Origin of the sequence: Proteus vulgaris (genome assembly GCF_016647575.1) — a bacterium.
Classification (GTDB): Bacteria; Pseudomonadota; Gammaproteobacteria; order Enterobacterales; family Enterobacteriaceae; genus Proteus; species Proteus mirabilis_B.
On the sequence record NZ_CP032663.1, the window covers coordinates 533,309 to 546,544 of the forward strand.

Consider the following 13,236-nt stretch of genomic DNA (forward strand, 5'->3'; position numbering starts at 1 on the left):
AGTCTTAAATATAGGGCGTTATTGAGTAGGATGATTTGCGGGATAGGCTTTCGCATAATGACGAGGGTTTAATCGTGCAAATAATCCTATAGTCACAATTACTAAAATGGCATGAAATGCCCATGCATAAGTAAAACTTCCATCAGGCTGGCGTAATAGCACTGCAATTAATGGGCCGAAAGCCGCAATAATAAAGCCACCGCCTTGCATTAATGCTGACAGAGCACCAGCTTGTGCTGGATCAGGAATATGATCGAGAGCGACAATCATCATCATGGAAAAACATCCCCCCAAACCACAGCCTAAGAAAATACTCCAAAGATAAGGGGCGCTCATCGGAATAGTCATGATTGCGCCGAAACCGATAAATTGGCTTATTAATGTTATCGTAAGCCAAAAACGCCTGTCGTGATTTTTAGCTGCTAAGAAAGGAATAATTAAAGCGGCAGAAGCTTGGAAAAGAGAAAGAATAGCGACAAGTGAGCCACTTTGGGCGCTTGGCATTCCTAAAGATTGGTAGAATGGCGCTAACCATGTCACAACAGAGGCATAACCTGCATTAACGCAACCAAATCCTAAGATAAGCAATCCTGTTCTAGGACGCCAAATTAAGGCATTTAGTGATATTTTATTTGCAGATGAGGCACTGTTTTGAATTGAGAAAAGAATAGCGATAAATGCAAAGCCTGCGGGGAGAGCAAACCACGCTAAAGCGCTTTGCCAATGTCCATAAGTTGCAGTAAGAATAGGGGATAATTGCGCCCCGAGTGCGCCTCCGCCCATAAGCATAGCGGAATATAAACCCATCATGATAGGCGTTCGATTTCCAAACCACCCTTTAATAATGCCGGGAAATACTGCTTGAATATAGGCGACGCTTAAACCACAAAAGAGTGCTGTCAGTAATAGCTGGTTGCCATCAGAAACATAAGCTCGAGAAAAAGAGCCCATCAGAAGCATTAGCATTGCGACTAAAAGCCCTTTTCGGACTTGAATATAAGGCTGTAAGAAGGGAACGATTAATGCGCCTATTCCCATTAAAAGCATGGGTAATAGTGTAAGTAATGAGACTTGGCTATAACTCATTCCTGTTGAGACAATAATATTGTCAATAACAGGGCCGGGACCAGTTAAGAATGGGCGTAAATTTATCCCAACTAAAATAATAGTGAGGACAATCTGCCATGTTTTTTTTCTTGGTAAGGCAGTCATTGTAATTCCCTGATAAACATAAATATTGTCTATTGTATAGACAATATCTGTATAAACAAATGGCTATATTAATAATTTAGGTTTTATTTACTGCGATTGAATGTGGGCTAGATGCATTGTTAGGAACATCCACTCAGAATATTGATAGCGTATTTAATCGAAGATAAAGAGGCTCAATCATAAAATAAGGCAATGCACAGATTTAAAATATGTGCACTGCCTTAATAAGAAAACGAGAAAATAACGATGGTTATGAAAGACAGCTAAATTCACGAATAAGTTGCGCTATTTTTTCTGCGCCTTTATTCGATTGAGTCAGTGTAATGGTATAAATTTCGTTATTTTTATCAGTAATAACAATCTCTTTAGAAATTTTTCCTTTTACAATTACATTCTCAATATCATCATAAGGAAGGTAGAAGGAGTCATATAATTTACTTAAAACGCAGTAAACGCCATCTTCAGTTAAGACAACGCCGTGATCACCTTTACCAAAAACCGTTTCATCAAAATAGTAACGAATATCATTTTTATTGAATAAAGGCTCACCCAATACATTCATGGCTTTTTGAAAGAAGTGGGTGATTTTTTTATTATCCAAATCACTATGATGATAAAAATGCTGGTCTTTATTAGTTTCAAATTCAGTGACTTTAGCAAGAGACATATAGGTCACTTCAGGTAACTCTGGTGATGTGGTGTTTTGCTGTTTAGGTGTGAGATTGCCTGCAACAGATGCAGTCATCGCGCCAGCCCCCGGCAATATCGAGGTTGTGGTAGTGGTAATTGTTCTGGAGACTTCACGAGTGTAATTACTGACAATAGTGTCACCACGTACATAGCCTGATACGTTTTGGGTAACTCGGATAGGTGATGTCGTTGTGCTGATCACGGTTCTAAAGGCTGAACGTACCGCAGAAACAATGGTGATAATTAATATGGCGATAAGAGGCGCAGAGATCCACATTAATGAAAGTTTAAAGAGTTGGTCTTTGGTTGATGAAGCTTGTTTTTTTAATCGATTATTGTAGTTAAATGCGACAACAACATAAATAAGCCCCGCGATTATACGAGGAATATAATTAACTTCATGGCGAGTTGCTAAGAAATCAATTAAGGGATAAGCCAAGCAAGCATAGAGAATGATGCTAAAAACAGCTTCAGGGAAAAGACTTTTTATACTGTCTACTGCTTTAGCAATATTATAGATTATCCAGCCAATCAGGATAATCGGGCCAATAAAAGGAATAATGCTGGCAATAATAATGATCAAAAAGCCTTTTAATATTCCCCATACTATCTCTGATGCATGACCTTCAGAAATAAGAAAATAGATAAAATAGGCAGCGGACGAAAACATGATAATAGGTAGAGTAATAAATGAAAACTCTGGCGCGATAAAGCTAGGTGCCCCTATTAATAGCATGATATAAAAACAGATATTTTTTGATTCATTATTGGAATAGTCAATTTCTGAATTGCTAGACATTATAGTACCTAAGGGGAGGATAATAATGGCAAAGATAATACATGATATTGGCTTTTAATAGATACTGTTTAATTACGTATTTTTTAAACCATGATTTAAGTAATAAATATCTAATATAAATAAAATATAATTTTTATTATTTGAAAATTATAGGTGATAAATATTTTAATAACATAACAGAGATAAAATGAGAGTCATGACTTTATATCACTGATTATTCTCTGTATATCTTATAAAAGATAATGCTAATTATAACTAATTGATAAAGATAAACATTGCCTGTTATTAAAGGAATGTTTATCTAAATAGAATATTGATGCCAGTGTTAGAAGTAGGTGATTTTACGGTTGAGTTTCACCTATATAACTTAATTTCCATTGTTTTATTTGGCTTTTAGGATTAATCGATGTGAATTTATAGTGTTCAAAATGAGAAAGTACTTTTTTAAATTCAACTGTCGCTTTATCTAAATCCCATGATTTAGGGAAGTAAAAACCATCAAAAGAAATATTTTCTAATCTTGCAATAAATTGATGGATAAACTCATCAAATCCCCCATAAGTTAGTGCGATTTTTCCACTCCAATTAATGTGATAAGTGTTATCTTGTTGACGTTGGAAGTGAATTTGATGATTTTTACATTCATCATGTCCTAATAAATAAATACTGAATGCGGAGATTTCTGTTGGCTCATCCTCATCGTCATCGTCAGAATGATTTATTTGTGGGGCAGTATCAAGATTAAATTGGTGCGTGATAAAATTGTCAAAATCAAAAGGAACTTCGCCTGAACTCAGCAAAATGCCTTTTTCATCTGACCAAAATGTTGAAGAGAGAGTGCAACGATGATAATTATCCCAGACAATTCTAGATTGCCAATCAACGAGGCTGGTATATTCTTCCTCGTCATCTAACTCATCTTCGTCTATATCATCAAGATAATCCTCACCTTCACTTAAATAGTAACTGGCACTTCTAAGATGCAGATCAAACCAAAGTTGGCCATGTTTATCTAATCGCCCAGACCAGACAAATTCTTCAATGTTATGAGGTTTAGGGTAAGCGCTATCAATAAATGTAATGGTATGTGAAGGTATTATCATTATTATCGTCTTGTTGGTATCGCATTTTTATCACGTATCTAGAGTGATAGAAATTAGCAAAGTTATGATCAAAATAAGGTAAAGATAAAATACCATAAATTGAGTGATAAAATGGAAATCAAATCAGTGAGGATAGAATGTTAACAGCATTAAATCAGTGGCTACCAATACCTCTATGTTCAATAGAACGAGGAGAAGACAAGGAATGGCCTCTTCTTGATAATCGATACACCTTTCCTCAAGACTATATTGAATTTGTCACGCAATATGGTTCAGGACACATAGCCAATTTCATTACGCTATTTAATCCATTTAGTGAGAATGACTATCTTAATTTCTTTCAGCAAAAAGAGGCAATCCTTAAGGATTTTGATTCATTAATACAGGACGATCCTGATTATTATACTTTTCATCTGTACCCTAAAAATAATGGGCTTTTGCCTATTGGGGAGACAGATAATGGAGATACGCTTTTTTGGGTTGTTTCATCCAATAATAGCAATTTATGGACAATGGCTATTATTCCATCCAGAGCCTCTGAAGTAGAATTTATTGCAGAAAATCTGACGGGATTTTTAGAAGGTGTGTTATCAAAACGAATATGTTGCCAGTCATTTCCGGCAGGGTTTCCATCAGAGAATATAACGTTTATTTCAGACAGTTGATGGGTTATTTGCCTATGGGTAATTGAGTTACTAGGTATGTTGTGGCAAGCCCAGTAAGGATGGAGATGCTAAAGCTAATAAGTGTACCTAACATAACATATTCTGTTAGTTTTTTATCTTGGTCATTTTGTAACTCACCAAATCTAAATATAGATTTAGCTGCTAGTAAAAAACCAATTGCTGCAAATTGGTTTAAAAGAATGAAAGTTAAAATAAGCATTCTTTCCAAGTAACCAATAGATTGGCCAGCAGAAACGAGCGTTGAGCCTTCTTCTGCAACAGGTGTCCATTTCTTGAGTAACATATAAATAAGGATAGAAATCGGCTTTAAAATAATGATGTAGGCAAGAATAACAATCAAATATTTATAGTTAATATTTTTAAAACTAAGATCATGGAATATTTGAGTATTTTGATCAATTAAGATTATCCATAAAAAGGTAATTACGAATAAATGAAGAGCTTGATCAGTAATAAACCATTTTAAAGAGTTATCAGTATAAGATTTTCCAAGATCGAAAAGATAGTGTGTTATTAATACAATAACACTGTAAATGAAAATAGAACCAAAACTTATCTCTGTCATTAAAACGAGAATAGTAAAGGTTATCCCACCTTGCAGTAGTGAGTGTAAGTAAAGCTCTTTAGATTTGTAATGTAGAGTATTTCGCGCCTCTATCCATGCTTTAGGTTGTAAATAAAAATCAAAAGCAATATGAGCAATATAGAGAGATATAAGAAGTGCGAAATTATACATATCAATAAGCCTTGTTAATTAAATAATTAAAGTATTGAATATATTCATCTATTAACTGGTAGTGGCTAGCATTTAATAATCTAGTAATATTACTTCTCGATTTTTTTAATTCATCAGCGATAGCATAGTGAGATTTATCTTTATTGACCATGTATTTAAGTAAAACTTGCGCTTGTGCTCGAGTAATTTCTTTGAGTTGTATATTTAAATACTTAGTGACTAAGGTAATGTTTTGTTGAAAATCTGAGTTAGATGCCGATATTGTCAAAATTTCACCTTTAATTTTATCGAGTCCTTCACCAGATAAAATAAAGGCCTCACCAATTGAAGTTCTTACATCATTACGCAATGAGTCAATTTTGCCGATGCCAATACTTTGACGAGCACTGATTTCTAGATTTGACGTTTTTAGTGCCAATTGGATGACGATGGCGGCTTTGATAGCATCCTCTGCTTGTAAGCAAACAATCTGAAAAGAATCGCCACGGTATCGATCATATTTAATTGGTAACTGTTCTGAGAGTAGCTGAACTGTTTGCTCCAAAGTGTAGAGCATAAGGTCATAGTTTTGGGTGGGGATATTTTTAGAATCAATGATATCGCCTGTAATGACACTTACGATGTCTTTATTCATCTTTTGTCTCTTATTATTTTGTGGGTTGAGTAGAATGTTACCATATTTGGTAACATTCTGTCATGTTACCAAATATGGTAACATGCACATTAACTTTATAGAGAAAGTATGAAAAATAAGCAACAAAAAAGCCTTTTCTGGAAAACCAGAAAAGGCTTTTTATAAAAATAGACTTAACTGACTAGGATCAGTTCATGCCGTATTTTTTCAGTTTCTTACGCAGTGTGCCGCGGTTAATGCCCATCATTTGCGCTGCACGCGTTTGGTTGCCACGGGTGTACTGCATTACCATGTCCAACAATGGCTGTTCAACTTCAGCCAATACTAGCTCATATAAGTCATTAACATCTTGACCGTTTAATTGAGCAAAATAGTTCTTCAGTGCTTGTTTAACTGAGTCACGTAAAGGTTTTTGGGTCACCTGATCTTGTGAATTTACGGTGGCAACTGTTAGTACGTCTGAATTTACGCGTTGTTCGAACATAGTTCTGTCAGCTCTTTTATTTATTTACGCAAAAAATTTTCGAAATATGCTTCCAACGCCTCCAGCTGTTCGCTGGCATCCTCTATGGCGTTGAAGGAGCGCCGAAACTGGTCATCAGGGGCATGTTCCTTGAGATACCAAGAGACATGCTTGCGTGCAATGCGAGTTCCTTTGCCTTGACCGTAAAAGTCGTGCAACTCACGCACATGCTTTTGCATTATTTGTTGTACCTCTGCAATCGGCAGAGGGGGCAACAGTTCACCTGTGTCCAGATAGTGCTGGATTTCCCGAAAGATCCAGGGTCTTCCCTGAGCAGCGCGACCGATCATCAAAGCATCGGCTCCAGTGTAGTCTAATACTGCTCTGGCTTTTAGCGGGTCTGTTATGTCTCCATTCGCAATAATGGGAATAGAAACACTCTGCTTAACTGTCCGAATGCTGTCGTATTCGGCTTCCCCTTTGAACAAACACTCGCGTGTACGTCCATGAATAGTGAGAGCCTGAATACCACAACGTTCAGCCAATTTGGCAATCTCTACACAGTTACGTTCATCAGGTGACCAGCCAGTACGGATCTTGAGAGTAACAGGAACATCTACCGCGTTAACCACAGCAGAGAGGATCTCTGCGACAAGGTCGGGATGACGAAGTAGTGCTGAACCGGCTAGCTTTTTATTCACCTTTTTTGCAGGACAACCCATGTTAATGTCGATAATTTGAGCGCCACTATCTGCGTTTATTTTCGCAGCTGCCGCCATATCAACGGGATCACTTCCTGCAATTTGTACGGAGCGGATCCCCAATTCATCACTATGTACCATTCGTAACCGAGACTTGTCTGTCTGCCAAACCTGAGGATTGGAAGAAAGCATTTCAGAAACTGTCATACCCGCACCCATATCATAGCAAAGCGACCGAAAAGGTCGGTCTGTAACGCCAGCCATGGGAGCCGCGATAAGGCAATTTTTTAACTGATACTGTCCGATTCGCATAGATGAAAAGAGGGCCAAACTGTGACTGCAAGGGCGCGTATATTACGCATTTTTTGCCAGATATGAAAGGACAAAGTTTAACCAAATCGCGAAAAAAAGTTACTTTTTTACACTTGATTTTTTATGAATTCATTATTTAATCAATAAAAACATAATGTTATGTATTTTTAAAAAATTAAAAATTGATGATATAGAATTGATAAACAAGTGAAACTAAGTAGAGTTTATCAGGCAAAAATGTGATTAATGCCTGATAAACAATAATTAAGTGAAATTTTAACGCAATGAGATCATCTCATTTTGGTTAATATTTGTTCAGTGTTATTTTTTCACGCCGGTAATACGGCACCACTCTTCTTTTTCAGCAACAGGATCTAAGTTAAATAATCCTTCATAGGCAGCAGCTACACCTTCTGCTTGTGTCGCTAACACACCTGAAAGACCTAGATGCCCACCTTGGCGAGGCAGTGTACTGATAACTGGTGCCAGTTCACGCAATGGACCTGCTAAAATATTGGCGACTACAACATCAGCACTGAGGTTATCAGGCTGGTCTTTTGCAAGATACAGTGTGAGTGCGTCAGAAACACCATTACGCTGTGCATTATCACGACTTGCTTGGATAGCTTGAGGGTCGATATCAATACCAATCGCTTTTGCTGCACCCAGTTTTAATGCCGCAATAGCTAAAATGCCAGAGCCACAACCGAAGTCGATAACCGTTTTACCCACTAAATCTAAACCATCAAGCCACTGAAGGCATAATGAGGTGGTAGGGTGGGTACCTGTACCAAATGCAAGACCAGGGTCTAGCATGACGTTAACGGCGTTAGGATCAGGTACTTCACGCCAGCTTGGGCAAATCCATAAACGCTCGCCAAAACGCATCGGGTGGAAGTTATCCATCCACTCACGTTCCCAATCTTTATCTTCGAGTTGTTCAATTTTGTGCAGGAAACCTTGACCGAGTAATGGCGTATTTTCTAACATCGCCACAACGATTTTCATGTCAGTTTCTGCATCATATAAACCGATAACGTCAGTATCACCCCAAAGACGAGTTTCACCCGGTAAAGGTTCAAAAATAGGGGTATCGTGACTATCTTGGAAAGTCACTGAAACGGCACCGCTTTCAACCAGTTCATCACCAATAGCTTCTGCATTAGCGGCGGTTGCATTAAGTCTTAATTGTATCCAAGGCATAATTAGTCTCTTTAAAAACGAATTCACTGTAATGATGCTGATTGGGGCAGAGTATGCTCTCCAAATCGATTAGCCACAAGAAACGCAACTAAGCTCAATAACAGTGATGGAACAATGGGGTGGAATCCAGCTATCTGGATATTAAATGTCGCAAGGGTGGCATAGAGTGTGGCACCAGTGATCATGCCCGCAATCGCGCCATAACGGTTGGCTTTTTCCCAATAAAGCCCAAGAACTAAAGGCCATAAGAAAACCGCTTGTAGGCCACCAAAAGCCAGTAAGTTAAGCCAAATAATCATCGATGGTGGGTTCCATGCGGCAAACAGCAGTAACACACCTAAAATCAAGGTCGACAGGCTCGATAAACGAGAGATACGTTTCTCATTCGTGATCGCATGTGGGGCGATATTGAGATAGAGATCTTTGACCAACGTTGCTGACGATTGTAACAGTTGCGCATTAATCGTCGACATAATGGCCGCCATCGGTGCCGCAAGAAAAATACCTGCTGCAATAGGCGGTAAGACTTCAACCATTAGTGTTGGAATAACCTGATCAGGAACAGTTAGATCAGGAATGATCGCTCGACCTAATGCGCCAGCAAAGTGCATACCAAACATCAATAATGACATCACAATGGTGCCAATGATGATCCCTTTATGCATGGCTTTACTGTCTTTGTAAGAGATGCAACGTACCGCAGTATGTGGCAAGCCAATAACACCAAAACAGACCAGTACCCAAAATGAAGCCATAAATGGGCCACTTAAAATACCATCCGCCCCTTGGGGAGATGTTAATGCAGGATCGATTGCATTGAGTTTTTGTATTGCAACATCTAATCCGCCTGCTTTATAGATAATGGCAAACAGGAGAATAAAGGTACCAAGCAGCATCACAAGGCCTTGTAAGGCATCGTTTAATACACTGGCTCTAAATCCACCAATCGCAGTGTACAGAGCAATGGAGATCCCAAAGATCAGCAAGCCGAATTCATAAGGAATACCTGCCGCAGTTTCTAATAAACGTGCTCCACCAATAAATTGCACTGTCATTGCGCCGACAAAAGCGACTAACAGGCTTAAACTGGCAAACCAGACTAGAAAACGGCTTTTGTAACGCGCATAGAGCATATCGTTTAAGGTAACGGCATTATAACGGCGCGCTAAAATGGCAAACTTTTTCCCTAAAACCCCCAGAGAGAGCCAAATAGCGGGAAGTTGGATCATCGAAAGTAATACCCAACCAATACCGTATTTATAGGCAGCACCCGGCCCGCCAATAAAGGAGCTGGCACTGACATAAGTGGCAGTGATAGTCATGGCTAGCACGAAGCCACCCATTGAGCGGTTACCAAGAAAATATTCGTTAAGAAACTCGCCTTTTTCGCGCTTACGATATGCGTAAGCCGACAGCAGAAAGACCAGCAGAAGGTAGCCAATCAATGGCACTATGACCTCAGTTTGCATCGTCATGCTCATCTCCTAACGGCATATCTTTGAAAAAGTAGCGCACCATCAGATAGCACAATAGAAAAAACAAAACAGGTAAGAATAAGCATGAAAGCTCAAACCAAAGAGGTAAACCAGTAATGCCTAGTGTGTTATCAGGTAAATAGGCGGTAATTAACCAACCTAACAAATACATAAAAGTTAAAATTAGGGCCCAAAGGGCTTCTTTGTGGGCCTGAACAAAACGTTTGTCCATCTGTTCTCCCAATCTTAATAGGGTTAAAAATGAATGGGAGGATTGTACGGGAAAGTGAGTATTGATTCAGTGAAAATTAATCACAAAGTCTCGAAGGGATATTAAAAATAGATTATCTTATTGTTTTAAAAGGATTAGTGACTATTTTCTATTAAGAAAATAATACAATAAAGATAGATTTGTATATTAATCAACAAATAAACTGTTGAAATAATCGCCACAAATAGGGTGTTTAAGATAATGGAAATAGAAGAAAAGAAGAGCAGACACTGAAATAAATTAATCAAACGTGGTGCTCTTCTTTGTTTTACTCATCTCATAAATTAAAAATTAAAGGGCATTTTTTATTCTTTCTAAACCTTCTTTGATAATGGCACGAGGACAAGCAAGGTTAATACGAATATAGTTATCGCCATTACTTACAAACATATTTCCACCTTCTAATAAAATGCCTGTTTTATTAGCAAAATAGAGTGAAAGCTGTTGGTTATCGACATCTTTAGGTAAATAATCTGCCAAATTAATCCATGCTAAATAGGTTGAATCAGGTATTTTAAAGTTTGCTTTTGGAAAATGAGTCTGAGTAAATTCTTGTACTAATTTAAAGTTATCATCGAGATAGTTTCTTAGTTCTTTTAACCATTCATCACATTGAGAATAAGCGGCTTTTGTTGCAACTAAACTTAATGGTGAAATAAAGTCATCATAAAGACGAAGCCACTCTTTTTTTACTTCTTCATCTTTAATAAAAATATGAGACATCAGATTACCTGCAAGATTAAATGTCTTGCTTGGAGCCATGCAGGTAACAATTTTCTCATAATGAGGGAAAAGTTTAGCAATAGGGGTATGCGTCACACCGTTACGTAATAAATCACAATGTATTTCATCTGATATCATCCAAATATCATTTTCAACACAGAGTTTCCCCATCTTAATTAGCTCTTCTTCAGTCCATACTTTACCCGTTGGGTTTTGAGGATTACATAAAATAAAGAGCTTAATATTAAGTGATTTATCTTTAATTTTGCGTTCCATATCGGCAAAGTCGACAGCATACTCACCGTCTTTTTCTAATAAATCAGAGTAGATCACTTGGCGAAAATTATAATCTCCCGCTTGCTTAAATGGCGTATAAGAAGGTGTTTGAATAAGGATACTTTCATCTTCTTTTATTAATAAAGGCACTAGGCGATTTAATGCAGGAATAATACCCGGTGATAATACGATTTCACGCGGATCAATTTCCCAATCATAATGTCTTTGGCACCAATCTTTAAATATTTGGTAATACTCGTCATCATACACTTTGGTATAACCTAATATTTTTCTATCGAGGCGCGCTTTAATGGCATCAAGCACTTCAGGAGGAGTAGAGAAATCCATATCCGCAACCCACATTCTAATAAACTCATTATCAGCGAAGGCAAATTGTGCATCTTTTTCTGCTTTAAAAATATACTGACGCCAACCATCATAATTTAAAGCATCGGTATCTTTTCTATCTATAATTTCATCAAAGTTATATTTCATGGTTAAGCCTTTAATACATCTAATTTAATTAAATAAATTTTAAGAAAGGAGAAATACAAAGCAGGATGCCCGTAAAAATAATTAAATACAGTGATCCACCTTTATAGCGGTGCAATGAAGGTACTTTGTAAACTAAATAAGCGGGAATAAGACAACCTACAATCCCGAAAATAGGGCTACATATTGAAGTGAACATCAATACTGGAAGATTAAGAACAATGGCTCCCCACGCAATAACGACAGTGAAAATGACAATACAGAGCGAGAGGACTTTCTGATTGATTTTTTCTGCAGGAATAATACGAGTAAGAGCATTCATGACTAAGCCTTGTACTGCTTCTTTAAAGCCAAGATAGACCCCAAAGAATGCCGTCATAAATGCAAAGATATTGAGTGCCACGCCGACGGGAGTCACGTATTTAGCCGCATCACCCTCAATAAATTGTGCTGCGATCGCTAGTGCAGAAATATTCTGTTCATAGGCTTTAACCGCTTCATCATGTCCAATGGCAAAAGTAAAAGAAACCGCATAGAAGAAGACAACACAAAATAGTGTACCGAAAGAGATATTCATGGCTCTTAGGGCTTTGTAGCGAGCGACTTCAATCGACTTATTTTTAGCACGATAAGAAATTACCATTGGGCTAAGGGATTGAATAAAGAGTATAGAAGTAAGCGTAAAAGGTAGGGTAATAATAGCGTTTTTAATTAATAGGCTAAAAGGCGGGAAGGTATCGATGTTTTTCGATAGATCCCACATGCTGATCATCATGACACCCAGCGCAAACACAACCAATAATTTAGATAACACCATAAAGCTTGAGATTTTAAATAATAACTCTTCGCTTCGTGATGCAATTAATACGAGAAATGAGATAAGAATTAGGCCATAGAATGGATTTTCTGACAGTAATCCTTCTGTGACACCAAAGGTGTGTAGATAAGAGGCGGTATCATTGGTAAGTGCAGTCGGATAAGCAAAAATCCATATCACCAACATTAAGAAATAAAGTAAACCTAAAAACATTCCCCAGTTTTTACCAAGATAGCCTTCGATAACACTTGGGTAGTCTTTACATTCTTTAGAGTCGGCAAGGGTATTGATAAACAGGCGTTGAAAGAGGTACATGGCAGGGTAGCCAATAATAGAAGAGAGTAGAAATACCCATAACCCAATTAAGCCAACTTGTACGGGTAAAAAAACAATACCTGCACCAATTGCCATACCGATACTGATAATAATCCACCCCATATCGGTATTATCAAATCGAGTTAATTTTTTCCATTCTTCTTTTGAGAGAGAGGCCCTATCAACTTTTTGTTCTAATAAGGTCATACATGTAATCCCATGTGAAAGTAAAATTTATAGTATTTGTTTTGTTAAGTTTATTTTTGGAACATGATTTCTAATCATTTTGTATTAGCTGAATAACGATACTTCGAGGATGATTTTAGCA

Annotated in this window: 13 protein-coding genes; 1 reads left to right on the forward strand and 12 read right to left on the reverse strand. The window is 37.5% G+C overall.

Going from position 1 to position 13,236, the window contains the following annotated elements; all coding sequences use genetic code 11:
• Positions 1-18 precede the first annotated feature (18 nt).
• From D7029_RS02555 to D7029_RS02565, 3 genes are all read right to left on the reverse strand, one after another.
• Positions 19-1,212, reverse strand: a complete 1,194-nt coding sequence (locus tag D7029_RS02555) for a cyanate transporter (protein WP_194951765.1) — start codon at positions 1,210-1,212, stop codon at positions 19-21.
• Positions 1,213-1,462: 250 nt separating this feature from the next.
• Positions 1,463-2,701, reverse strand: a complete 1,239-nt coding sequence (locus D7029_RS02560; RefSeq protein WP_194951766.1) for a hypothetical protein — start codon at positions 2,699-2,701, stop codon at positions 1,463-1,465.
• Positions 2,702-3,042: 341 nt separating this feature from the next.
• A complete protein-coding gene (locus tag D7029_RS02565; RefSeq protein ID WP_194951767.1) occupies positions 3,043-3,804 on the reverse strand; it encodes a hypothetical protein in 762 nt (253 codons plus the stop codon).
• 137 nt (positions 3,805-3,941) lie between these two features.
• On the opposite strand from D7029_RS02565, the gene D7029_RS02570 reads away from it, so the two are divergent.
• Positions 3,942-4,469 (forward strand): SMI1/KNR4 family protein, encoded by a 528-nt coding sequence (locus tag D7029_RS02570; protein ID WP_194951768.1) that lies wholly within the window; start codon positions 3,942-3,944, stop codon positions 4,467-4,469.
• Positions 4,470-4,473: 4 nt separating this feature from the next.
• Here D7029_RS02570 and D7029_RS02575 read toward each other — a convergent pair whose 3' ends face one another.
• The 9 genes from D7029_RS02575 to D7029_RS02615 form a co-directional block, all read right to left on the reverse strand.
• Complete coding sequence (locus D7029_RS02575; protein ID WP_194951769.1) at positions 4,474-5,226, reverse strand: DUF3307 domain-containing protein; 753 nt, start codon at positions 5,224-5,226, stop codon at positions 4,474-4,476.
• A gap of 1 nt (position 5,227) precedes the next feature.
• Positions 5,228-5,860 (reverse strand): hypothetical protein, encoded by a 633-nt coding sequence (locus tag D7029_RS02580; protein ID WP_194951770.1) that lies wholly within the window; start codon positions 5,858-5,860, stop codon positions 5,228-5,230.
• A gap of 187 nt (positions 5,861-6,047) precedes the next feature.
• Entirely contained in the window at positions 6,048-6,344 is a 297-nt protein-coding gene (fis, locus tag D7029_RS02585; RefSeq protein WP_004245342.1) for a DNA-binding transcriptional regulator Fis, read from the reverse strand.
• 20 nt (positions 6,345-6,364) lie between these two features.
• Positions 6,365-7,336: a tRNA dihydrouridine synthase DusB gene (gene dusB, locus D7029_RS02590; RefSeq protein WP_069368388.1), complete on the reverse strand. Its 972-nt coding sequence runs from the start codon at positions 7,334-7,336 to the stop codon at positions 6,365-6,367.
• 321 nt (positions 7,337-7,657) lie between these two features.
• A complete protein-coding gene (prmA, locus tag D7029_RS02595; RefSeq protein ID WP_088493827.1) occupies positions 7,658-8,539 on the reverse strand; it encodes a 50S ribosomal protein L11 methyltransferase in 882 nt (293 codons plus the stop codon).
• Positions 8,540-8,562: 23 nt separating this feature from the next.
• Positions 8,563-10,008 (reverse strand): sodium/pantothenate symporter, encoded by a 1,446-nt coding sequence (gene panF / locus D7029_RS02600; protein ID WP_165126761.1) that lies wholly within the window; start codon positions 10,006-10,008, stop codon positions 8,563-8,565.
• A complete protein-coding gene (locus D7029_RS02605; RefSeq protein WP_023582900.1) occupies positions 9,998-10,246 on the reverse strand; it encodes a YhdT family protein in 249 nt (82 codons plus the stop codon). The genes panF and D7029_RS02605 overlap by 11 nt, the downstream gene beginning before the upstream one ends.
• 330 nt (positions 10,247-10,576) lie before the next feature.
• Complete coding sequence (locus tag D7029_RS02610) at positions 10,577-11,779, reverse strand: MalY/PatB family protein (RefSeq protein WP_194951771.1); 1,203 nt, start codon at positions 11,777-11,779, stop codon at positions 10,577-10,579.
• A gap of 28 nt (positions 11,780-11,807) precedes the next feature.
• The gene (locus D7029_RS02615) at positions 11,808-13,031 is read right to left on the reverse strand and encodes a hypothetical protein (protein ID WP_416384068.1); all 1,224 of its coding nucleotides are present in this window, start codon (positions 13,029-13,031) and stop codon (positions 11,808-11,810) included.
• Positions 13,032-13,236: the final 205 nt, after the last annotated feature.

What these genes read in the sequence shown, in the direction of transcription:
- D7029_RS02555 (WP_194951765.1), bottom strand. Translation starts at nt 1,212, where the DNA reads ATGACTGCCTTACCAAGAAAAAAAACATGGCAGATTGTCCTCACTATT.
- D7029_RS02560 (WP_194951766.1), bottom strand. Translation starts at nt 2,701, where the DNA reads ATGTCTAGCAATTCAGAAATTGACTATTCCAATAATGAATCAAAAAAT.
- D7029_RS02565 (WP_194951767.1), bottom strand. Translation starts at nt 3,804, where the DNA reads ATGATAATACCTTCACATACCATTACATTTATTGATAGCGCTTACCCT.
- D7029_RS02570 (WP_194951768.1), top strand. Translation starts at nt 3,942, where the DNA reads ATGTTAACAGCATTAAATCAGTGGCTACCAATACCTCTATGTTCAATA.
- D7029_RS02575 (WP_194951769.1), bottom strand. Translation starts at nt 5,226, where the DNA reads ATGTATAATTTCGCACTTCTTATATCTCTCTATATTGCTCATATTGCT.
- D7029_RS02580 (WP_194951770.1), bottom strand. Translation starts at nt 5,860, where the DNA reads ATGAATAAAGACATCGTAAGTGTCATTACAGGCGATATCATTGATTCT.
- fis (WP_004245342.1), bottom strand. Translation starts at nt 6,344, where the DNA reads ATGTTCGAACAACGCGTAAATTCAGACGTACTAACAGTTGCCACCGTA.
- dusB (WP_069368388.1), bottom strand. Translation starts at nt 7,336, where the DNA reads ATGCGAATCGGACAGTATCAGTTAAAAAATTGCCTTATCGCGGCTCCC.
- prmA (WP_088493827.1), bottom strand. Translation starts at nt 8,539, where the DNA reads ATGCCTTGGATACAATTAAGACTTAATGCAACCGCCGCTAATGCAGAA.
- panF (WP_165126761.1), bottom strand. Translation starts at nt 10,008, where the DNA reads ATGCAAACTGAGGTCATAGTGCCATTGATTGGCTACCTTCTGCTGGTC.
- D7029_RS02605 (WP_023582900.1), bottom strand. Translation starts at nt 10,246, where the DNA reads ATGGACAAACGTTTTGTTCAGGCCCACAAAGAAGCCCTTTGGGCCCTA.
- D7029_RS02610 (WP_194951771.1), bottom strand. Translation starts at nt 11,779, where the DNA reads ATGAAATATAACTTTGATGAAATTATAGATAGAAAAGATACCGATGCT.
- D7029_RS02615 (WP_416384068.1), bottom strand. Translation starts at nt 13,031, where the DNA reads ATGGGGTGGATTATTATCAGTATCGGTATGGCAATTGGTGCAGGTATT.